Annotated in this window: 24 protein-coding genes, 1 pseudogene and 1 riboswitch; of the genes and pseudogenes, 5 read left to right on the top strand and 20 right to left on the bottom strand. The window is 29.9% G+C overall.

Annotated elements, in window-relative coordinates; all coding sequences use genetic code 11:
• Positions 1-51: 51 nt before the first annotated feature.
• The 5 genes from CSPA_RS02915 to CSPA_RS02895 form a co-directional block, all read right to left on the bottom strand.
• The gene (locus CSPA_RS02915; RefSeq protein ID WP_015390715.1) at positions 52-1,614 is read right to left on the bottom strand and encodes a DUF3794 and LysM peptidoglycan-binding domain-containing protein; all 1,563 of its coding nucleotides are present in this window, start codon (positions 1,612-1,614) and stop codon (positions 52-54) included.
• A gap of 456 nt (positions 1,615-2,070) precedes the next feature.
• Positions 2,071-2,307 carry a hypothetical protein gene (locus tag CSPA_RS02910; protein ID WP_015390714.1) on the bottom strand — a complete coding sequence of 79 codons (237 nt, stop codon included), beginning with the start codon at positions 2,305-2,307 and terminating at the stop codon, positions 2,071-2,073.
• A gap of 5 nt (positions 2,308-2,312) precedes the next feature.
• Positions 2,313-2,633, bottom strand: a complete 321-nt coding sequence (locus CSPA_RS02905) for a heavy metal-binding domain-containing protein (protein ID WP_015390713.1) — start codon at positions 2,631-2,633, stop codon at positions 2,313-2,315.
• 247 nt (positions 2,634-2,880) lie between these two features.
• Positions 2,881-3,123 carry a Veg family protein gene (locus CSPA_RS02900; RefSeq protein WP_015390712.1) on the bottom strand — a complete coding sequence of 81 codons (243 nt, stop codon included), beginning with the start codon at positions 3,121-3,123 and terminating at the stop codon, positions 2,881-2,883.
• A 277-nt stretch (positions 3,124-3,400) separates the two neighbouring features.
• A complete protein-coding gene (locus CSPA_RS02895) occupies positions 3,401-4,816 on the bottom strand; it encodes a glycoside hydrolase family 1 protein (RefSeq protein ID WP_015390711.1) in 1,416 nt (471 codons plus the stop codon).
• A 442-nt stretch (positions 4,817-5,258) separates the two neighbouring features.
• Here CSPA_RS02895 and msrA point away from each other — a divergent pair, with 442 nt between their 5' ends.
• Positions 5,259-5,732: a peptide-methionine (S)-S-oxide reductase MsrA gene (gene msrA, locus CSPA_RS02890; protein WP_015390710.1), complete on the top strand. Its 474-nt coding sequence runs from the start codon at positions 5,259-5,261 to the stop codon at positions 5,730-5,732.
• A 156-nt stretch (positions 5,733-5,888) separates the two neighbouring features.
• Here the strand turns inward: msrA and ltrA are convergent, their stop codons facing one another.
• The 11 genes from ltrA to CSPA_RS02835 form a co-directional block, all read right to left on the bottom strand.
• Entirely contained in the window at positions 5,889-7,304 is a 1,416-nt protein-coding gene (ltrA, locus tag CSPA_RS02885; RefSeq protein WP_015390709.1) for a group II intron reverse transcriptase/maturase, read from the bottom strand.
• 559 nt (positions 7,305-7,863) lie between these two features.
• Positions 7,864-8,982, bottom strand: coding sequence for a DUF4179 domain-containing protein (locus CSPA_RS02880; RefSeq protein WP_015390708.1), 1,119 nt, complete (start codon positions 8,980-8,982; stop codon positions 7,864-7,866).
• Between the two features lies 1 nt (position 8,983).
• A complete protein-coding gene (locus CSPA_RS02875; protein ID WP_015390707.1) occupies positions 8,984-9,544 on the bottom strand; it encodes a sigma-70 family RNA polymerase sigma factor in 561 nt (186 codons plus the stop codon).
• 244 nt (positions 9,545-9,788) lie between these two features.
• Entirely contained in the window at positions 9,789-10,247 is a 459-nt protein-coding gene (locus CSPA_RS02870) for a hypothetical protein (RefSeq protein ID WP_015390706.1), read from the bottom strand.
• Between the two features lie 219 nt (positions 10,248-10,466).
• Entirely contained in the window at positions 10,467-10,682 is a 216-nt protein-coding gene (locus tag CSPA_RS02865; RefSeq protein ID WP_015390705.1) for a hypothetical protein, read from the bottom strand.
• A 256-nt stretch (positions 10,683-10,938) separates the two neighbouring features.
• A complete protein-coding gene (locus CSPA_RS02860; RefSeq protein ID WP_015390704.1) occupies positions 10,939-12,048 on the bottom strand; it encodes a leucine-rich repeat domain-containing protein in 1,110 nt (369 codons plus the stop codon).
• Between the two features lie 45 nt (positions 12,049-12,093).
• Positions 12,094-12,681: a histidine phosphatase family protein gene (locus CSPA_RS02855; protein WP_015390703.1), complete on the bottom strand. Its 588-nt coding sequence runs from the start codon at positions 12,679-12,681 to the stop codon at positions 12,094-12,096.
• An 81-nt stretch (positions 12,682-12,762) separates the two neighbouring features.
• Complete coding sequence (locus tag CSPA_RS02850; protein ID WP_015390702.1) at positions 12,763-13,506, bottom strand: MerR family transcriptional regulator; 744 nt, start codon at positions 13,504-13,506, stop codon at positions 12,763-12,765.
• A gap of 123 nt (positions 13,507-13,629) precedes the next feature.
• Positions 13,630-13,881: a hypothetical protein gene (locus CSPA_RS02845; protein ID WP_015390701.1), complete on the bottom strand. Its 252-nt coding sequence runs from the start codon at positions 13,879-13,881 to the stop codon at positions 13,630-13,632.
• Positions 13,882-13,960: 79 nt separating this feature from the next.
• Positions 13,961-14,662 (bottom strand): radical SAM protein, encoded by a 702-nt coding sequence (locus CSPA_RS02840; protein WP_015390700.1) that lies wholly within the window; start codon positions 14,660-14,662, stop codon positions 13,961-13,963.
• Positions 14,663-14,711: 49 nt separating this feature from the next.
• A riboswitch (guanidine-I (ykkC/yxkD leader) is annotated at positions 14,712-14,807 on the bottom strand.
• Positions 14,808-14,854: 47 nt separating this feature from the next.
• Complete coding sequence (locus CSPA_RS02835; RefSeq protein ID WP_015390699.1) at positions 14,855-15,226, bottom strand: MerR family transcriptional regulator; 372 nt, start codon at positions 15,224-15,226, stop codon at positions 14,855-14,857.
• A gap of 108 nt (positions 15,227-15,334) precedes the next feature.
• Here CSPA_RS02835 and CSPA_RS02830 point away from each other — a divergent pair, with 108 nt between their 5' ends.
• The 3 genes from CSPA_RS02830 (at position 15,335) to CSPA_RS02820 (ending at position 18,136) form a co-directional block, all read left to right on the top strand.
• Complete coding sequence (locus CSPA_RS02830; protein ID WP_015390698.1) at positions 15,335-16,129, top strand: SDR family NAD(P)-dependent oxidoreductase; 795 nt, start codon at positions 15,335-15,337, stop codon at positions 16,127-16,129.
• Positions 16,130-16,273: 144 nt separating this feature from the next.
• Positions 16,274-17,464, top strand: a complete 1,191-nt coding sequence (locus CSPA_RS02825) for an alpha/beta hydrolase family protein (protein WP_015390697.1) — start codon at positions 16,274-16,276, stop codon at positions 17,462-17,464.
• Positions 17,465-17,515: 51 nt separating this feature from the next.
• Positions 17,516-18,136: a TetR/AcrR family transcriptional regulator gene (locus CSPA_RS02820; RefSeq protein WP_015390696.1), complete on the top strand. Its 621-nt coding sequence runs from the start codon at positions 17,516-17,518 to the stop codon at positions 18,134-18,136.
• 283 nt (positions 18,137-18,419) lie between these two features.
• Here CSPA_RS02820 and CSPA_RS02815 read toward each other — a convergent pair whose 3' ends face one another.
• Positions 18,420-19,664: a DUF2334 domain-containing protein gene (locus CSPA_RS02815; RefSeq protein ID WP_015390694.1), complete on the bottom strand. Its 1,245-nt coding sequence runs from the start codon at positions 19,662-19,664 to the stop codon at positions 18,420-18,422.
• Between the two features lie 237 nt (positions 19,665-19,901).
• Between CSPA_RS02815 and CSPA_RS29010 the strand changes: the two are divergent.
• Positions 19,902-20,126 (top strand): annotated as a pseudogene (locus tag CSPA_RS29010) (DUF1659 domain-containing protein).
• Positions 20,127-20,299: 173 nt separating this feature from the next.
• Here CSPA_RS29010 and CSPA_RS02810 read toward each other — a convergent pair.
• The 3 genes from CSPA_RS02810 to CSPA_RS02800 all read right to left on the bottom strand — a co-directional run bounded on the left by CSPA_RS02810 (position 20,300) and on the right by CSPA_RS02800 (position 23,175).
• On the bottom strand, positions 20,300-20,554 hold the full coding sequence (locus CSPA_RS02810) for a hypothetical protein (protein ID WP_015390693.1): 255 nt from the start codon (positions 20,552-20,554) through the stop codon (positions 20,300-20,302).
• A gap of 12 nt (positions 20,555-20,566) precedes the next feature.
• Complete coding sequence (locus CSPA_RS02805) at positions 20,567-20,800, bottom strand: hypothetical protein (RefSeq protein ID WP_015390692.1); 234 nt, start codon at positions 20,798-20,800, stop codon at positions 20,567-20,569.
• Between the two features lie 242 nt (positions 20,801-21,042).
• Entirely contained in the window at positions 21,043-23,175 is a 2,133-nt protein-coding gene (locus CSPA_RS02800) for a YhgE/Pip domain-containing protein (protein ID WP_278248786.1), read from the bottom strand.
• Between the last annotated feature and the right edge of the window lie 206 nt (positions 23,176-23,381).

Below are 23,381 nucleotides of genomic sequence, written 5' to 3'. Positions count from 1 at the left end.
ATTTATTTTAATGAATCTCTAAGTTTCTAATTGATAATTGACTATTCTATCTTAAAAAATTGCTCGTCCCGGAATTATTATTTTTTGACCCGGTACCATATGTTCTGGTTCTTCTATCTTATTGACTTTAATCAAATCACCTACAGTTGTATTATATCTTTTTGCCAAATTCCAAAGGTTATCACCTTCGCCTAAGACATAGATAGTTATGCTTGCCTTCTTTTCTGGAACATTTCCTTCTTCTTCGATTATATCTGAAATAAACTCTTTATTCATTTCGTATAAAATTTTACCATTTAATATTATGTTCGCTTTTATTGCTATGCTATTGCCTTCAATAAATGCATCTATATTATCTAAATATGCCTTAACAATAGATTTCATATTTTCATCAGCACCTGAAATATCAATCATAGCAGAAAATGGCACTTCTGCTTTAATACTTGCCATATACCTGTCTTCATCAGTAGTTTTATACAGTATGTCCACCTTAATAATTCCTTCTACAGCCACTCTATCTCTCATTATCTGCTTATCAGTTAAAATAATATTTCCATTAACTGCTATAATATGTTCTGGTCTTAAATCATTCTCCTTCAATTGAATGTTATGCTTAACTATTGCTTCTGTATTATTCATTCCTTGAAGAATTCCAATGTCATGATCTTCTTTTTGAAGCCCTAGTAAACACTTTGGTGAATATGCATCTTTAATTGTATCTATGTTTTCTTTAGAGAATATTTTAACATTTACCTTGACTACAATTTCATCATTTATAATCCTGACTTCTCCCAAATCATCTTCTTCTAACATCAAATTATTATTAGTAATTTCATAAGTAGCTGTTGGGAACATATCTGATGTAATACCACTTATTGCTTCTTCCTTTGATAAGTACACATCATCTTCTAATGGAAGTATATCTTTTGAGTCTTCACCCTTATACAAAATATTTAGCTTGCAGTAACAGCCAAGTTGAATTTTATCATCTACAATCTTTGCTTCCTTCTTATGCAATAACATAGAACATTTTAATATTTTATTTATCTGAGGTTTATCCATGCCAACTCTAATCATAGATTTACCAGTCATCTCTATATCTTGTGCTGCATTAATCTTATTTATTGTTTCAGTATTTTTTAAAACTTCCACATCATCATTGCCTTCTATATCTTTTACAAATTCAAACTCATTGCTCTTATAAAGTTCCCAATCTATGTTGATAATCCCTTGAATAGCTATTTTCCTTTCATTCATTATATTGGCATCAATGTGATCAACATTACATTCAGCCTCACAAATAACTCTATTTTCGCCTTGCTTCAAATCAATATTATTTGAAAAATTTTGAGTATAGTTAACCGAATTAGCAATAAGTCCATCTTCTCTTGCTAAATATATTACAGTATATTCAACCTTTCCTTCTATTACTATCTTATCTCCAATTAAATCTTTACTCATTATCATTGGTCTAGCTTCAACAGTTAATATTTCTTGTACATCAGGATGTGTATCTGGGATTAAATATTCATCTTTTAGTAATGTATTCGTATTATTTTCTCTGAGCAATTGTTCACATTGAACATTTTCCTTTATAACATCTATATCTGCCATATTTTTACCTCCATAAAATTCCTACTATTCATTTATATACTTTGTAATTAAAAATTATGCCAAATGCATTTTTCTTATTTTTAATAATATTTCCCTAAAATGGCTTAATAACTGACATTTACCAGCTTCATAGCTACTAATATACATATTTATTTTACATATTTCAAAATTCTTTTATTTTTTTTATTTTTTTGCTTGACATATGATTCAATATGTCGTAATATAGGAAGTGGTTATTGACCATATAACCTCTCATAAATTCTCAATACCCTTTTATACCATAGTTGAAAGATGGAAACCCACCATCTTTCTTTTTTATTTTATAAAAAAACTTTGTTAAAAAAGATTTTAATAATACATTACATTTTAAAAAGTAATCAAAAAATTTTTTTAATCCATCTTTTAGAAGAAAGATGATATAATATCTTGCCTTTTCTTAGAGGTAAGCTTCAAAATTTAACCTTCATCCTCTTCTTCATGATAAAATCTTTCTCCAGTAGCAGAATTATAATAAACCCTAAGTCTTTTATTAGTTGTAGGATCTATTGTTACCTCCTCAGTCCTCTTAAACCCATTTGGAACTTTTGAGCCATGATTTTTTTTATATCTCTTATCTAAAAATACGAAGGAAACAACAGCAAATATCACAATTCCCACTTCAACTAAAACATAAATATCAAACATTTTGTACATGTTATCTATTCCTTCTCAATTACTACTGCAGTACCAAATGCTAATACTTCACTCATATTCTGGCCAATCTCACTAGAGTCAAATCTCATCATTACCACTGCATTTGCTCCCATTGCAGATGCATTTTTAACTAGACGGTCAACAGCTTGTTTACGTGCATCTTCAAGCATTTCTGTATATTCATGAATTTCACCGCCAACAATACTTCTTAAGCTAGCAACTATGTTTCCACCTAGTCCACGACTTCTTACTATCAATCCAAAAGCCTGCCCCTTTACTTCCTTTACCTTATAACCTACAATATTTTCTGTTGTAACAACTATCATTGAATTATCCTCCTTTAAAATCACCTTATTCTGTAATTCTCTATATTCATTTAATTATACTCCTTATATTTGAACTAAAACATATATAGATTTAAATAGTAAATCTATTTCTTTGAAAATATAATAATAAACTCCCCCTAAAGGAGTTTATTATTAATTATTAAAGCCTTTTATATCATCAACCTTTCATACTTCAAAAATTATGTATTTTTCTAGAAAATAAAAAAAACCCCGATTTAATCGAAGTTTATATTATAGTTGGAAATACCAATTGTACAGTCTTTGTTAATACATCTGAATAACTATAAGTCACAGTCCTTTGGGTGTCATCTTTTAATCTTATGACGAAAATACTTGGATACACACTTTCAATGATACCATCATTAACTAAAATCTTTTTCCTTCCACCATTAGCCTTTAGAGTGACCTTCTGACCAACATGTCTCTCTATGTCATTTTTTATGGAAGCAATAGTTTTTACTTTTTCCACGTAAACACCCTCTTTCACTGTATATTATATACCACCTACTTATTTTTGTCAAGCAAAACATATATTTTATCATTTACATATATATATTGTCAAGATAAACTTCGTATTTATATCATTTTTTTAATTTACTTCATTATATTATTTGTATTTTCAAAATTATTATTCTCTTTTTTTATAAATAAGTAACAATTAATGAATTAGTAAATATGCTTCTCAAATTTTTTATAACCAAAATTAAGGCACTGAAAAATTATTCAGTACCTTAATTTTATATTTTTTATTTTTTTAAACTTGCTCCATTAGTAGATATAACTTCTTTATACCAATTAAAGCTCTTCTTCTTATATCTTTCTAAAGTTCCACTTCCATCATCATGTCTATCAACATATATAAAACCATATCTCTTCTTAAGTTCAGCTGTTGATGCGCTAACTAAGTCTATACAGCCCCATGTAGTGTAACCCATAAGCTCAACACCATCTTCAATAGCTTCTGCAACTTGAACTAAGTGGTCATTTAAATACTTAATTCTGTAATCATCATTTACTGTCTTATTACCATTTTCATCAGTTATTAATTCATCCACTGCACCTAATCCATTTTCAACTATAAATAATGGTTTTTGATATCTATCATAGAATTGGTTAAGAATATATCTTAAGCCTTCAGGATCTATTTGCCATCCCCATTCTGAAGCTTTTAAATATGGATTTGGTACTCCAAATATAAGATTACCTTCCCCAGCTTTATTCTTCTCTGGATCTGCTGTTGCACATGAACTTACATAATAACTAAAAGAAATAAAATCAACTGTATGCTTTAAAATTTCTTTATCTTCTGGCTCCATTTTTATTTCTATATTATTTTCTTTAAAGAATCTATTCATATATTTTGGATATTCTCCTCTTGCATGAATATCTGCAAAGAAAAGATTTTCTCTATCCTTCTCCATTGCCTTAAGTACATCACTTGGCATTGGAGTTAATGGATAATTTGGTACTCCAAGAATCATACATCCAATTTTAAATTCTGGATTTATTTCATGTCCTATCTTAACTGCTAAAGCACTTGCAACCAATTCATGATGCATTGCTTGATATAAATCCTGCTTACTTAATTTTTCTTTTGGTGTCCATATACCAGCGCTCATATAAGGCGCATGGATTGCTGAGTTAATTTCATTAAAAGTAAGCCAATACTTTACTTTATCTTTATATCTTGTAAAAATTGTTCTAACATAGTTTTCAAAAAATCCAACAAGCTTTCTGTTAGCCCATCCATCATAATTCTTAGCCAAAGCAAGTGGAGTTTCATAATGCGAAATTGTAACTAAAGGTTCAATTCCATACTTAGCTAATTCATCAAATACGTTATCATAGAATTGTAATCCCTTTTCATTTGGTTCTTTATCATCACCATTTGGAAATATTCTTGACCATGCAATTGATAATCTAAAAGTCTTGAAGCCCATTTCAGCAAATAATTTGATATCTTCCTTATATCTGTGATAAAAATCAATTCCTATAAGCTTCATATTATCTTCTGTAGGTTCATCTGTTAACGGACCCATTAATCCTTTTGGAGCTATATCTTGAGTTGATAATCCCTTACCATCTTCATTATATGCACCTTCAAATTGGTTAGCAGCAGTAGCTCCTCCCCATAAAAATCCTTCTGGAAACTTAATTGCCATAATAATTCCTCCTAAATTTTATATTTTTTTATAAAAAATACCCAAGGAATATAGATAAAATATTTATTCTATATCACTTAGGTATCGCCTGCATTATCAGTAACAATCCATTACTTATACTTATTTATGTTGTCATTATCACTATATTTATATACACAATAGGAAATAATATTTAATTCCCATATTTAGAACTAACTTTGCTCTTCAACATTATTATACTATAAAATTTAATATTCTACAAAAGAAACATTATCCTTCCACCTGTTAGCTTATTAATGTTATCCTTTCAATTAACATACACTACAAAAATAAACATTATTATTCTACATAACAAAAAAATATATTTTGCTCTTGAAAATAGTATTGACTTTATACTATATTGGAATTAAGAATAATCTTATTTATAAAATCTCATAATAATTTAATAAAGAGGTGATTTGAAATGAAAAAAATAGTATTAGCAGGCGGATGTTTTTGGGGTGTAGAGGAATTTATTTCTAGAATAGATGGCATAGTCGAAACCAAAGTTGGTTATGCAAATGGAACCACAGCAAATCCTACATACGAAGAAGTTTGTAGCGGAAGCACTGGCCATGCTGAAGCTTGTTATATAACTTATGATGAAACTAAAATAAGTTTAACCACTTTACTAGATAAATATTGGGAAATAATAGACCCTACAAGTTTTAATAAACAAGGAAATGATATAGGCAGCCAATACAGAACAGGAATTTATTATATTGACGAAAATGATAAAGACTTAATTATGCAAAGCAAAGCGTCTCTTCAAAAAAACTATACTAAAGATATAGTAACTGAAGTAATGCCCTTGAAAGGTTTCTATGCTGCTGAAGAATATCACCAAAAATACCTTAAGAAGAATCCAAATGGTTACTGTCATATAAAGTTAGATTAATAACAAAGGCTTTAAGTAAAGAAACTTCTTCTTTATTTGAAGTCTTTTTTTATCTTTAACTTTTTAAACAATCGAGTAGGAGGAAAACAATTATTTTGTTTTCCGACCTCTCACACCATCGTACGTACCGTTCGGTATACGGCGGTTCATCAGAATTTAATGTCTCATTTGATATGTTTGTGTTAGACTAATAAATCCTAGAGATTCTAGGTATTTATTGTTTAAAGACTTGCTCAAAATTGGGCTTTTGTATATTCTCCAATAGCCTTTTCTTGTATTTGCATATTCCCATGCTTTGTATTTATCGATTCCTAATTTAGCCAGATTTCTTTGTTTAGTGCTGATCTTCTTCCATTGTTTCCATATGCAAGCTCTTAGTCTTCTTCTAATCCATTTATCTAGTTCAATTAGCTTTCCGCGTGCGTTAGCAATTCCATAGTAATTAATCCATCCTTTTGTGATTTGATTTAATTTGTGTAGCCTGTATTCCATACTAATTCCTTTATTTCTGTTAGTATAGAATTTGACCTTTTCCTTGAATTTCTTTATAGATTTCTCATGGATTCTTATTTCTGCTCCGCTTTTCGAGAAGTAAAACGAAAATCCTAAAAACTTTCGTTTTGATACAAAGTCTACTGCACTTTTATCCTTGTTTACTTTAAGTTTCAAATTATTTTCAATTATATTGGTTATAGATTTCATTACTCTAAACCCTGCTCTTTTGCTTTTAACATATATGTTATTATCATCTGCATATCTACAAAATTTGTAACCTCGTCTTTCAAGTTCTTTATCCAATTCATCTAACATTATATTAGCTAATAGCGGACTTAACGGACCACCTTGTGGTGTCCCTTCTTCACTTGCTACCGAGACCCCATTTATGAGAATTCCGCTTTTAAGATATTTTCTTATTAGAGATAATAACCTTTTGTCTTGTATCTTCTTTTCAAGTTTGTTCATGAGAATATCATGATTAACTTTATCAAAGAATTTCTCTAAATCCATATCTATAACCCATCTATTTCCTTGAGTTATATACTGTTTTGATTTCGTTATAGCGTCCTTTGCTCCTCTATGAGGTCGGAAACCGAAACTATTTTCGGAGAATAGAGGTTCATATATTTTAGATAATACTTGAGCAATTGCTTGTTGAATTAATCTATCTTGTACAGTTGGTATTCCCAAAAGTCTAACTCCACCATCTGGTTTAGATATTTCTTTTCTCCTTACAGGTGACGGATTATATTTACTTTCTAGTAGTTTAACTTTAATTGTTTCCCAGTGTTTCTTGATATGCTCACGAAGTTCATCGGTCTTCATTCCATCAACACCATGACTACCTTTATTGCTAATTACTCTTTTAAGTGCTAAAAGCATATTATTTCTTTCTAGAACTTCTTCAAGTAATCTACTAGTATCAAATGCTCCATCGTTTACGCTTTCTCTATTTGGTAAAACCCTAGAATTACTCGGCACCTTTGATTTACCTTGAAGTTCCACTTCTACTTCCATCAATTGGTCTCTATATTGAGTTTTCTGCTTTCTTTGCAATTTCTTTGATTTATCCAAAGTTGTAAACCTCCTAACGTTCAGTCCTTCATCCACTATCGCGATTAGCGGAGTTACTATGACTTCTGCTGACTTCTGATAGTTCAGCTATATATCACTATATAGGTTGTGACCTAGAAATTTAATTCTTATGGTACGTATCTATCAGATCTCCCCAGGTAAGAACACGCACTTTCACCTCATCCATCTGCTACATTTACTCAAGCTACTTCGGATAGTTATAGGGCTTTACTTTGTTTTGCAAGTTTACCCGTAGCTTTGAGCCTCAAATGTAATTCGTGTACCTCAGACCAAGGCTTTGCCGCCGACTTCCTTCAGATTCCATCTCACGATGGACACCCTTGTCTTAGGCTAATGGTTGGCACTATCAGCCCCCATTACGGACTTTCACCGATTAGTACGTACCCATGCTGGGCACACAAAAAAAGAATGATCTACTAGGGGTAATAGATCATTCTAACTACTAACTATTATTTATTTAATAAGGGGTAAATAATGTATATATATCTTATACACTTATAATATAAGATATTTGTGGCAATAATGTGACAAGTTATAATTATTTTTCTAGATCAATAACAATATCGTCCAATGTAATTCCGCCACTTATAGGATGTTCCTTATCTATAATAGGACTTGTATTAACTACATGTCCCTCTCCATCACTCGATTCTTGATGAACATTATTTGATAAATGCACTTTAGGAGTTATTATTAGTTTAGTTGCATTAGGATTTAACACCCCAAAACTTGACATTGATTTTCCAGAATTTCTTCCTTCACTACCTTCATTTGTTAAAATATTGGTTGCTTTATAAACATTCCCAAAATCATCTTTTACTTCTTCTATTGGAATATCCACAACAAAATATTTTTCCTGTAGCTCTTTTGACACTTCTTGAGAATAGTTTAAAGTAAAGGATACGGGAGTTTTAGAAATGCTTTCTAGGTTTAATTTAACCCCATCTTTTTCAGTTGTCTTATTAATTAATTGATTGACACTATTTAATGCTTTCAAATTAATTTTAAACTTCCAATCTCCTTTTGTTTCTTTAGAATTCTCTGAACTCATATCTCCTATATCCGTAAAGTTTAGTTCAAAGCTTATGGCCTTTCTTTCTTCATTAATGGTAACAGTATCTTGGCCTACATAAGTATTCTTAGCAACTTTCTTTACTCCAGAACTGCCTCCTGATCCGCCACTATAATCTTTTATATTAATTCTTGGTCCATTCATGTTGAAGAATGGATTATCCCCCAAATCCTTATCACTTATTATTTCATAAGTGTAAGTCAAAGTTCTTCCATCAAAAATCGCTTCTTTTATAGTAACTTTAATACCATTGCTTTCTTGTGTAGCTCCTACTATATCTGAATATTCCTTATATTTATCATAAGCCCCTGTTCTCCCATTATCTATAAACCTAAATATATCTCCAACTATTGGAACTTCTGCCGCATAGGATGGATATGCAATTCCAAAGATTCCTGTACCGCTAATTAAAGAAAAAACTAAAACCGCTGCAGCCATCCACTTCCTTTTCCATGTTTTCTTTTTATTTATAGACTTCTTTAAATATTTTTTCACCTTTACTTTTTCAATATCAGATACATTCATCATTTCCATTTCAGCTTCCTCTATATCAACTTCATTTAATATTTCATAAATGTCCTTCATGCTACACTACCTCCAAATTTAATCTGGTTATTTTCTCACCAAGCTTCTTCTTTCCTCTATAAATTCTATTATCTATTGCTGCTCTTGTAAGTCCTAACTTCTTAGCAATATCCTCAGACTTTATTCCTAGAAAAAACTTCATAACAAATATATCTCTATCCATAGGCTCAAGAGTATTGATTAAATTTAATAGTTCACTTCTCTCCTCTGCCTTAATAATTTCTTCTTCAACTAATTCATTTGAACTAATTTCTCTATCTTCTATACTTAAATCTATATTTTTAACTTCTCTTCTGTAATAATCAATAGCTTTAAATCTTGCTATTTTAAATATCCATTTCTTAAAATCAACCTCTTCACCAGTAAATTTATCCGAATTGTTCCATATTGAAAGAAAAACATCATTTATACATTCTTCAATAAGCTCATTCTTATCAATACTTGCTAACACGTTATATACAGCCGATTTAACTAGTCCTAAATATTTATCTACTATAAATTCTAGTGCATCTTCTTTCCCTCTTTTTAATCTACTAATATAATTTTTTTCGGTACACCTCATTAAAATTTCTCCAATCAATTAGTTTCGTAAAAGCTCTTACATATTATATAACGTAAATAAAAATATTTTCTCTCATATAATAACAAATAACAAAAAAAGAATGATCTACTAAGGGGTAATAGATCATTCTCACTACTAATTATTATTTATTTAATAAGGGGTAAATAATATTTAAATATCTTATACATTTATAATATAAGATATTTATGGCAATGATGTGACAAGCTAGAATTTTATTTTCGTTCTACTGAATAGCAATGTATAAATAACAATGTGCCTTTCCATCTTTAGTATATTCAACAGGAACTGTGCTTTCATAATCCTCTGTAAAAGATCTATTTATATCCCCTGCTTTTTGCTGCTGCCATACTTTTTCCCAAGCTCTTCTTGTGCACGCACCTATGTCTCCATTTTCATCTTCTTCATCATATTTTTTATACAAACCTTTGCTTACTGCCACCTCAATTTTTTCAAAGAAGTCTGCAGTTACAGCCATCACAGTAAGATCATAATCTCCACTTTCATCACTAGAATAACTACTATATCTCGAAACTGGCGATACACCTTGCTGAAACTCATGCTGACTATCAAATAGTAGTGGAAGTTCTCCACTCACAATAGCTTCCCACAGCTCACCAATCCCTTTCATTCCTTCTTCAGAATTATTAGTTCTTATTGTTACTTCTTTTAATTTATAAGCCATAATTTCACTCATCTCCTACATAATATATTTGATATCCCGTTCTACCGTTTATAAAAACCCATCTTATTAAAATTATACCATTCATCAATTTTTTCTTCTGATTTATAATTCAAGAACAAATTGTAACCCTTCCTTTCTTAAAGTATTGTATAACTAAAAAGATGACACCTATATGTCATCTTTATAAAGTTCATTTATTCTTTTTTTAAGTTCCTCTTTCTACTGCTCTTTATCCCATTCAGGCAATAGAAGTTCAATATGTCCACACTCTGGGCACTTAACTAGACGCTTTCCTAATATATGTATAGTAAATATATATTTCATAATACCTATTTTGAAATTCTTTCCACATTTAGTGCACACAAAATGGGTCTTTAATGCTTTAAACGCTGCAAATATTAAAACCATAACTATAATTATCCATACTATCCACATTTATTTTCACCTCATTAGATTTTTAATACAAATGCAATTTGCTTACTAGTTATGATATACGCATTACAACTGATAAGCAAATTGTATTTTTCCGAATAGGTGTTATAATTATATAAAATATTCTATATTTTACCAATAATAATGAAGGGTTGTGCTTTTATGTATTGGATTATAATACCTGTAATGATTATTCTAGCAGTTCTTGAGCTTATTCGTCACGATAGAAATAACTATTAAAGATATAGCAATATTTATATTATTTTATTACTATCTTACTACTATCCATATATGTAGCTGAATTATCCTCTAGCTGAAGGAGCAATTCTTTAGTTTTTTGATTTTCCAAATAAAATATAGTATTAACACAGCCCAAAAATGCATTTTTCCCTATACTTGTTACACTACTTGGGATTGTTACATCTGCTAAACTAACACATTCATAAAACGCATATTTTTCTATACTCACTAATCCATTTGGAATAGTTACCTTTTCCAGATTACTGCAGCCATAAAATGCACCACTTCCAATACTTGTAACGCTGTCCGGAATTTCAATGCTTTTTAAGCCAATACAACCATAAAACGCACTATCCCCTATACTTACTACACTATTAGAAATTGTTACACTTTCTAAGCTAATACAATCTGCAAATTCACTACTGCTTATATTCGTTACACCACTCGGAATTTTTATGTTTATCAATTTATTACAATGCCCAAATGCATTATTACCTATATTAGTCACACCATCAGGTATATTTATACTTGCTAAGCCATTACAACCATTAAATGCTTTTTCTCCAATACTTGTTACACTATTAGGAATAGTTATATTAGTTAGATTATGAGAGGATATAAATGTCCCATCTCCAATACTTACAACACTTTTAGGAATTGTGTAGTTTGTCTCTTTTTTTCCTTCAGGATATTTTATTATTTCAGTCTTCAGCTTATTGAACAGCACCCCATCAATGCTCGTATAATATTTATTATTATATTTCACAAGTATATTCTTTAAATTAACACAGTTTCCAAAGGCATTGATCCCTATATTCGTTATGCTATCAGAAATTGTTATCTTTTCTAAATTACTGCAATCTGCAAATGCATTTTTCCTTATACCTGTCACTGCTTCGCCATTAATTGTATCTGGTATAACTACTTTAGGTTGCTTCCCTATATATTTTATTATTTCTCCTGTTTTAGAATCAAACTTAAAATCTGCTTCGCTACTTATTGGATCCGCATATGCTTCACTAAAATTTGTATAATAATAATTAAAAATTACATCTTTAGCTGCATAACAAATAATTACTGCAATAAGTATTACTAGAGCAATAATTTTCTTCGAAAAGTTTTTTATCATAATCTTATCCCCTTATTTTCTAATGAACACAATACTTACAATATACTAAATAATGTTAGATAGCAATTGCAGCAACAAATCACTATCTACCTCTGTAATTGAAGTATTCTCTGTTTTAAATTTAGTCATTTCATCAAATGGAGTGTTGGTTAAGAAACATTGTATACTCATTATCACAGCACTATGAGTTACAATTACAACATCCTCACAATTTCCCTTAATAATATTCTTTATTGTAGCAAAAACACGCTGTAACATATCTTCATAGGATTCTCCTTTAGGAGTCTTAGTGTATCTTCGATTTAAGTACCATTTCTCATATTCAGCTGGATACTTTTCTTTGACTTCTGCCCAGGATAATCCTTCCCATACTCCTAGGTTCATTTCTTCTAATCCTTCTATTACTGCATACTCTATATTAGTAGTTTTACTTAAAATTTCTGCTGTCTTACTTGCTCTTTTTTGTTTACTTGAGTAAATCTTTGAGAATTTATATTTATTTTCTAACATCTTACTACTCAATTCTTCTGCTTGTCTGATGCCAGTGTCATTAAGTTCAATATCGCAACTTCCCTGTATCTTCCCTTTTATATTCCATTCGGTTTGTCCGTGTCTTATCAAAAGTAATTTCATAAATCCTCCACAAAAACTAACTTATACTTCTTCTATATTTCATTCCCATGATAAATTAATTATAGCATAAATTGTCAGTAATTATTTTATCTTGTTATTTAAGCAGTAAATTTCAATTGCTTTTGAAATAAATTCTGCTGTTCCCTCACCATTACTATCAATATTTTTCTTAAACCTTTCATCTTCAACATACATCATGCCTAAACCTTGTAAAATCTCATTTGTACATTTATAAAAGCTCTTAGTAATGAAATTCTGCCACTCCTTAACCAACTTCTGTACATCTTCACTATCAGGAGTTTTATCCATATTATCAGCAAAAGCTTTTAATAGCTTTTTACTTTCAGCATCTATTTCCTGCCATTGCTCCTTACCATAATTTTTTGTTTTTTCTTCACTTTCAGTATAAGCCTCAGTATTTCCAAAACGTTCCTTAACTTCTTTTGCATACTTCTTTTTAGCACTTTCAATTTCAGTCATATCAAATTCTTTAAAACTCATTTCTCCATCTCCTTTTATTGTATTTTCAACAAGAGTTACCAATCTATCAATACGTTCACGCTTTTTTAGCAATAACTCTTTATGCTTTTTTAATGCTTCGGTCTTGTCATATTCAGAATTAGTCATTATTTCTTTGATTTCATTAAGTGGAAAATTCAATTCTCTAAAAAATAATATTTGCTGTAATTCAGATAGATTATTCTCATCGTATAAACGATAACCAGCATCTGTAATTTGACTAGGTTTAAGTAGTCCTATTTCATCATAGTAATGGAGAGTTCTTGTAGTTATCCCCGTTAATTTTGCTACTTCATTAATTTTCATTTCTTCACCTCTTTTCTAAAGTATATTTATAAAATACACTATCACGTTACGTTAAAGTCAATAGCTATAAAAAAATAGCAGTTCCAAAAAATAAATTTCAAAACCACTATTATTATACAATTATTAACCTTTAAGTCCCTTTGATTGACGTTCCATATCTTCAATTACAATATCATAGATTTCTCCTAAGGAAGCACAATACTCTAATACCTTCCATGGCTCATTAGTATGGTAATGAATCTTAATTAACTCCTCATCTCCTACAGCAAGTAAGCAATCTCCTTTGAAATTCTTTGTAAAATATTCATTAATTTTATCCTCATCGAGATTTTCTCCCTCAATTAGTAATTGTGTATCGTATCTATATTCTAACATAATGTTTTCCTCCCCATGCTATAATTTATCTTTATAATTATCTTATTTTATTACTTTAACATTACTTTTACAATATGATTTAAAACTTCCATACATCATCTAGTAATGCCTTTGAAATTTCCTCATATCTTTCATCAGTTATACCAAGTTTTTTCTTAAATCTATCCTCTTCCATTCTTGCAACAATTATCTCATCAGGAGATATTTCCTTAATTACAGCTTTTATCTTCTCAATTGATTTTTCATCATCATTGTAGCCTTTAATTATAGTGATTTCAAATATAAATTTCCCTTTGTATTGCTTATTAAAAGAAGCCATATTAGAAATATATTCTGCTAAGGTATATCCTTCAATTGGTCTTTGAACTTTTTGAAAATCTTCTTCTGTTATTACTTTTATCTCTCCAACCACTTCATCACATTTATTAGAAATTTCTATATATTCCTCCCTACTTAATAAATATCCATTAGAAAGCAGTCTTACTTGCAGGCCTTTAGCTTTAACAAAATCAATAATATCATCAATCTTATCATGTACTAAAGCCTCTCCCTTAGAATTAATAAATATTAATTCTGCTTTTCCAGTTTCTATTTTGCTTTCCAATTCAGCCAATGAACTATCTATTTTATCAAAGGATTTTTGTGTATCCACCTTATTTTGTGACCTTCCAATAGGACAAAATATACAATCGAAATTACAATGTTTTTCTGGAAGTATATTAACCTCCAACACTCTTCTCACATCTTCCATATAAATATCTTTGTAACTAAAATTACTCATAACTTTTTCCTCCTTAAAAATAAAAAAAGCCCTAGAGATATCATTAAATATCTCCCAGGCTTTTATCCTTCCGTGTCCACAGTTATCTGTGTGTTTTCTCTCGGACCTGCCAGTTACAAACTGCGGAACCCTAGAAAACTTAAATATATAATTAATTTACTTTTACAAGTTTAAAATTGTAGGCTAATTTTATCATAATATTAATTTTTCATCAATAGCTGATTTATAGAAATCAATTTTTTCATTTAATTTTTGAAGATTTTCATTAGCTCTCATGATTTCTTCCTCTAAGGCAGTTCTATGTTTTATAAGCATCTCCATTCTTTCAGCCATAGTTTTATCCCCAATAGCTCGTAGCTTTGCATATTCCTGAATCTCCTTAATAGGCATTCTTGTTTCTTTTAATCTTTTTATAAACGCTATCCACGTTACATCTTTTTCACTATAATAACGCCTTCCATTTTCTTTACGCTCTGGAGTAATTAAACCTTCTTTTTCATAGTAACGTAAGGTATCTATACTTAGATTAGTAAGTTTTGAAAATTCTCCTATTGAATAATTCATTTTTAGATTCTCCTTTTAAGCTCTAACGATAAGCTCTAAAATTGCTTGACCTGGAGTTAACTCCACATTGTACAATTTCAATATATCATAAAAATGGGAGTGATTCAAATGAAGGAAAAACAAAAATATATAGTTATTACAGGTGCAAGTTCAGGGATAGGATATGAGACTGCAAAAGCCTTTGCAAAACGCAATAAAAATTTAGTTATTGTTGCTCGCAGTAAAGATAATTTAGAAAAATTGAAAGAAGAAATCTTACAGGAGAATCCATTGTTGAATGTAATAATTAAATGTGTTGATTTATCTATAACATCAAAGGTACATCAACTTTATGAAGAATTGAAACCCTATTGTATAGAAACCTTAATTAATAATGCTGGTTTTGGTAATTATTCAAGCGTAGCTGATCAAGATATAGAAAAGATTGAAACTATGCTTCGCTTGAATATAGATGCTTTAGTAATATTATCCTCACTATTCGTGCGTGACTATAAAGATGTGACTGGTTCACAGCTTATAAATATTTCTTCAAGTGGTGGATATATTATTGTTCCAAATGCTGTTACCTACTGTGCTAGCAAATTTTTCGTAAGCACCTTTACTGAAGGCTTAGCAAGAGAATTAAAAGCCTGCAATGCTAAACTGCAAGCAAAAGTACTTGCACCAGCTGCCACTAAAACAAACTTCGGAAACATAGCCAATAATGTACAAAAATATGATTATGATAAGTCTTTTGGTACTTACCATACTAGCAAACAAATGGCTGATTTTTTACTTAAATTATATGATAGCAATGAAGTAATTGGACTAGTTAATAGAGAAACTTTTGAATTTGAATTAAGTTCTCCACTCTTTAATTATTCAGGAAATTCTCAAAATAATCAAACATGTTATACCTTATAGAATTATATACATTAATTCATAATCAACTGTAAAGTATTCCATCAATATATTTAGAGTATTTACTCTAAATATATTGACAAGGTATTCCAAAAGTATTATTTTTAGAGTAAGAGCTCTAATTTTACAAAAAGAAGGTTTAATTCTATGGGATTTTTATTTAAAAACAAACATTTTGATTATCAAGCTCTCCGTACTCTTGGAACTACACCTGTAGGCCAAGCAGATATCTCTGAAGTTACAGCTACAAGCCAAAAAATAAAGAATGGAAGCTGCTCCAGTTGGTGTACCGAATGGGAAAAAACAGCTGATCGAGTTCGTAAATTTGGAGAAGAGTGTTTAAAAGAAGGCTTGGAAACAAGTGCCTCTGAATCTTTTCTTCGTGCTTCCAACTATTACAGAACAGCAGAATTTTATCTCAACTACGGAAGTAACAAAGAATATATGGATAAAATAAATACGTTAAGCACACAGTGCTTTAACCTTGCAATTAAGTATGGACCTTATCATATAGAACCAGTAGAAATCCCCTTCGAATGGATTAGCCTACCAGGTCATTTTTATCATGCAGACACCAAAGGACCTGCTCCAACTATCATAGTCATATCTGGAAATGACGGCACTAAGGAAGAATTATATGCTATTGGTATTGCTGCAATTAAACGTGGTATGAATTGCTTAGCTTTTGACGGACCAGGACAAGGAGAAAGTATCCGTAGACGTAATATCCCCTTCCGATATAATTATGAAACAGCTATTTTCCCTGCAGTTGACTTTGTTCTTAAAGATTTATCTGTAGACCATGACCGAATAATTTTATGGGGAGAAAGCCTTGGCGGTTATTTTGCACCTCGTGCAGCAGCCTTTGAAAAAAGAATTTCAGCCTGCATTGCAAATGGAGGCTTATATGACTGCCTTAGTTTAAATCCTAAAAAGCGTGAGGCTACATTAAACAAAATTCATAAACATGCAACAACTTTTAACCTAATATCTCGTATGCTTATGAAAATGAGTGTAGCTCTTGATTGGAGATTTAGACATGGTTTTTTAACATTTGGAGTTGATACTCCAGCCGAATATGTGCTTAGTTATAAAAATTTCTGCTTAGATGGTGTAACTTCAAAAATATCCTGTCCAGTTCTTGTTATAGGGAATGAAAGTGATAAAAAAGCTTGGAATACTCAGTCAAAAATTCTTTATGATAAATTGGAATGTCCAAAAGATTATTTATTTTTCACCAATAATGAAGGTGCAGGATACCATTGCCAAGTAGGATGCCGTATTTACGCTAACGATCGTATATTTAACTGGATTGAAAAAACTATTGCTACCATTTAAAATATTTAATAGTATTTATATACACAGACTTAAAAAGTGAGGATTGATTATATGAACCAGGAACAGGAAACACATGCACCAAGACAAAAAAGAAGTGAACTTACTAGAAGTAAAATTTTAGATACTGCCTTGGAACTATTTTGCCAGAAGGGCTACTATAAAACTACCACAAATGAAATTGCAACTTGTGCAAATATATCTATAGGAAATCTCTATTTCTATTTTCCTAACAAAGAAACTATATTTCTTGAAATATTAGATAGGTATCATCAATCTTTCTTGGCTATCCATGAAACTTTTTTAAGCGAAATGGAAAATTTGAATGATAATTTTAGAGATTTTCTCATGAAATTAATGGAAGTCATCATTAAAAATCATGAAGAGTCAAAAGCACTTAACCAAGAAATACAAATTCTCAGCTTTTCAAATCCTAAAGTTGCAGAAATTCTTGAAACTCAACAGACACATGTTGAAAATGCCGTACTTCGCTATTTTCAAAAAATCAAAGATAAAATCAAGGTACACGACATCGAGGCGGCTACCTCAATTACTTTTTCATTAATCAATTCCATTGTAGATCAAATAGTCTTTTCAAAAAATAAAATTTCCCGAAAGCGTCTATTAGAAGAAACTGTGAATGCTGTAGAAGCTTATCTTTTTGTAGTTGATTAATATAGCTTAATGCATTATTATTTGAAACATCTATCATTTATAAAAGTCAAACAGCTTCAAGGTTACTCTTCACCTTGAAGCTGTTATTTAAAAAACTATTTATTAGCACCATTCATTAAACTGTAAGTTCTAGCAAAAGCACTGAACAAAATTCCAGTTATAGGGTAGACAATCCAGCATATCCTCCATCCATGGAAAAGAAAGCCCCATACTAGAAATACACAAGTTGCAAGAGGAAATACTATGTGAGATACGGCACCAATAACTCTATTATTTTTTCTATTCATAATATTTTATTTTTAAAATATTTATATAATCTAACTAATTCAATAGATATATTTTTCGTATTATTAAAACCTAAATCCGTTATCTTTGCAAAACTATACCCTTTATCATATAACTTTTTTATAATTCGATGAAGCGGAGAATTTTCTGAATAATTGCTTATTGGGTATCCACTAGTATCATTTTGAAGAGTTATATATTCAAAATCAATATTTGGATGATAAAATAAACTAGCTAATGTATTCTCACTTAAATGATTTATTCTATCAAGCATTTCTTTCGTACTGTCTTTATCTTCTACATAACTTAAAGGTGTTGGAATATATAATGTTCTATGATTCCTAGGACTTTTAACTATTTTTCTTCCCCATATACCTACATAGCCTTCATAAATCACGTCAAAATATTGTTCAAATATACTTTGCTGAAACTGAGTAGCTGCATAATGAGGACTCTCAAAAAACTTAACAGGAAGTTCTAATTTTTTTGCCATATTAATAGCTGCTTCTACCCTTTTTCGTATACTCTTTTCATCATTATTTCGCTCTTCATTAAACTCAGTCCCATCTGCACTTACCTCTTTCTGATACTGATGAGTATAGCCATGCAACCCAATCACACCATTTCTACTCAGTAAATACTCCATTGTAAAAAGGAAGTTGGAATTAGGCATACTATAATCTTTAGATATATCATTATCAATGCTGTTTGGAGGATCAACAAACCTTGGTATCCATGCTATATGAAATGGAACACCATTTGAAAACATATAATCTGCAACTATTCTGAATTTCTCCAGATTGTCAGAATCCAAATACTCATCACCTGCAGTTACATCTTCAAATCGAATTAAAGCGTTTCTTCCAGGAGGTCTTGTATAACTCTCATACTTATTCCTATCCAAATAGAGAAAAATAGAACTACTATCATAATCCCATTTAGATTTAGCATTTAACATACTGCATATATCAAATAACGATAAGTATAATACACTATTAACTAAAGTAAATTTATAATCATCAGTCTCATAGTTTATAAATATTGGAGATTTCCCTTTAAATAGTATATCGATTTTACTTCCTGTGATATTAAACGCACCTCCTATTAATCCAATAAATTCTACCAAGGGTAGAAAATAACGATTAATGTCTCGGTATATAGGACTTATAAACTTTAATAATTTTCCTTCAAAACTTATTTTTAAATTGGATTCTATTGAAAATAATTGCTTGTCATAAATCATCTATATCTCTTCTTCTCGCTTAATATTATTCTATACTTCTAAAGTATGTTTATAAATCTATAATGTTTCTCATGTATACTTTTTAAAAGGCATATGGAATGGAATTCAATAGTTATACTCCCACTGCCTCAAGCTATTATAGTCTTTGGGTTAATAGAATATTTTCATCAAATTATACAATAATTAAAATTTGTCCATATATCCTTTATGAAAATTAAATGAAGGAGATACACACAAATAGCAGTTACTAAAACTATCGACTCAGTTACTCTTAGTATCGAAGTTGAAAAATGAAAAGATAAAGCTAGCTATCGAATTTATACCAAAAAGACTTTTTTAGGCATCAAGAAAGATGTTGCACAAGAAAATGTATATGTTGTTGCAGATGCAATTAAAGATGTTTTGCAAGCTGAAACTAGAGATTACTTTATAAATCAATCTTCTAGTTTAACAAACGCTTAGTGCAGTTAGGAGTTATAGAACTAATAACTTTGCTCACTAACTCAAAACTCATAACTAAAAAGAGATGAGATTAATTAAATGAAATATACAATAGCCACACCTTTCTTCTAAGAAAGTGTAGCTATTTTTATTAATTAAATATTGTATTAAAAAGTCTTCTTATAATATAAACATTATGCTAATGAATAAATAACCCCAGATAAAACACATCCTAACGGAAATATTATAAATATAATTCCTAAAATTATTGAGCTAATATTAAATTGAGGTTTTAATAAAACATTATTTGTTTTCATCTGTTTCAAGTATATTTTATTCATTGCCATGCCTGTCCCACCGATAATTATCAGACATGTTCCTATAAAGCAAATAAGAAAAATGATAATTCCAATTATAGCAGCAATAAATGGTAAAAGTATAATGCCCATCAAATCTCCTCCTTATAATCTATTCAAGATTAACATTCCTGCAATCACATAACACAAAGTTACTACAATGCCAACCCACATATGTATAGCTGAAAGCAGCCAATAAGCAAATTTTATTTTTTTATCAGATGTCTCAAATTGTTTACTTATCTTCATTCCTTTATATCCTCGTATTATAGCAATAACAGCCAACAGTAACGCTACTATAAGCGCTAAAAGAATAAATACATTTAGTAGTGATTTCACCTTTTCCCCTCCTATACGTTAATGATTACTTTACTCATCATTATTTATTTCCCTCCAAAATTCTTCTCCACATGAAAATTATAGCAAATAATCTCTGCAACGTTAATTTATTTTTATCAATTTATGCAACAACTAAAATTTAACCATATATCCTTTAGGAAAATTAAATGAAGGAGGTACCTACATTCTGCAAGAACCTCTTATAAAATTTATATATAATAATATGATATTTAAACATGTATTTATTCTCCAACCAATCCACTTTCTCGCATCTTATTAACGAACTTTTCAGATTTTTTATTCACCTTTTCCTTTAGAAAAATAGCAATTATTATTGAAATAAAAAAATATATAGATAAAATTCCTATATTATAATATAATGAACTCCAAATAATTCCTCCTTCAGCCTCTCTCATTCCTCCTATAGCATACGCAAAAGGCAGCATTGGACTTACATTTTGAAAAAATTTAGGTGTAAGCTGTATTGGAAAGGTTCCTCCTGATGCAGAAACTTGAAGCACCATTATAATCAAAGCTAAGGCCTTGCCGACATTTCCAAATACAGATACCAGTGTATAGATAATCATCATAAATACCAGACCTACATATATAGAAAATATTAACAACACTACTGGATCTACCGTATAAGTTTTAATGAAAAAAAGATTTCCTAAAATAATAATAATAGTTTGAAGCACTGAGAGTGTAGCAAGAGTTAAAAATCTCCCAAAAAACATTTTTGTTGTTCCTAAATTTTTAACCTTCTCAAATGGCTCTACATGCACCGATAATATAGAAAGTAATGTAAATCCTCCCACCCAAATAGCAAGAGTGCTGTAAAACGGAGCCATAGCTGACCCATAATTAGGGATAGGAAATACTCTATTTTGCACTAACTCAATTGGATCTGCTAAAAAGCTGCTTACGTTTTTTGTATTCTTCTGCAAAAAAGTCGCAAGCTCATTGAATTTTTCATCATCATTCAAATTTTTAAGCTTTTCCGTATTAGCATGAATACTCTCCTCAATCTGTGGAAATTTATCTTTAATACTTTTAATATGTTCTTCTCCTAAAGCAGTCCCAATGTCAGCATCTTTTAGTAAATTATTTATTAAAGGCATAGTATTTTTTTCACTTTCTAAAAGCCCTAACGAATTATTTGCCATGTCTGTAGTATTATTTACTAACCTACTAATTTGTGGAGAAATTGTGTTATCAAAATTCCCTATTGAATCATCCATAAACTGAGATATTTTATCTATATTTTGTATTACAGAAGCTACTGCATCAGAAAAATTTTTACTACCGTTACTTAGAGTCTTTATAAGATTATCTATATTTAATTTATTTTGTACTAGTTGATCTCTAATATTCTGCATTTTGTTTATGAAACTTGAAAGTAAATCACTATGTAAAATATCATTTATAGATTGAAGTATATTTATATCATTATTAATAACAGATATTGCGTTTTCCACATTAGCATCAGCTGCCTTTAAAGCCTCCTGCGCTCCTTTAGCATCTGTATCTACAGAATTCTTAAAGCTGTTAAGGTTGTCTTTTGCTCCATTTACATTAGCTTTTATCCCTGCTAAATCAGATTTGATATATGGAGAGATATTTTTTATGGCACTATTGAATTTAGTAAAAAAATCATTACTAGCTTTAATAACATTTTGAGCATTATCTAGAAAATTTGTTATATTGTATATATTTCCTTGAATATTTTTTATAAAATTATTCATATTTACAGCCCCATTATAAGCATTGTTTATGCTTTCTCCAATTTGGGGAAGATTAGTATCTATATCACTTACCACATTTATAAAATTCTCCAACTGAGGTTTAATCTGCTCTAACTCAGTACCATAGGCATTCATATAGTTAAGTATTGTGTTACTTACCTCTTCAGTAACAGACTTGGTTATTTCACTTTGTAAGCTGGTTAGTCCGCTTTTTGTAATCTTTGGCGCAATGGCATTAATTTTTTCGTTAACAGAATAAATTAGTTTAGCTCTATTAGGTTCACCATTTGCTGCAACAGAAAGAAGGCTGCTTGAAAAATCTTCTGGTATGGTTATACTTGCATAATATTTACCATATCTCACTCCATTTTCTGCTTCATTTTGTTCAACAAATGTCCAGCCAATGCTTTGATTATCTTTTAATTTATCTATTACTTCCTTACCTACATTAATTTCCATATTTTTAATTTCAGCACCTTTATCATTGTTTACAGCTGCCACTAACAGACCTTTGGTATTACCATAGGGGTCCCAAGAAGCTATTATATTAATCCAAGCATATAAGGCTGGAACCAAAAGTAATCCCACTATTATAATCATGAGAGGAGTATTGGTTATTATTTTTTTCATATCCCTCTTATAGATTTTAAATATTATACTCATAAACTTTTATATCTCCCTTTCTTTAACTTGATATAAATTTTATTAATTAACAGTAAACACTATAAATAAAATGATTCTTATTTATATTTTCCATTAAAGAATTAAATGATTCATAATCAAGTTAAAGTAAAAGAAATGGATAATTGAGGTGATATCTTCCTGACTTAAAGTAT

The sequence above is a fragment of the Clostridium saccharoperbutylacetonicum N1-4(HMT) genome (assembly GCF_000340885.1).
In the GTDB taxonomy this organism is placed as follows: domain Bacteria; phylum Bacillota; class Clostridia; order Clostridiales; family Clostridiaceae; genus Clostridium; species Clostridium saccharoperbutylacetonicum.
The sequence above is the reverse complement of the archived record's forward strand: the minus strand, read 5'-3'. Positions and strand labels throughout refer to the sequence as shown.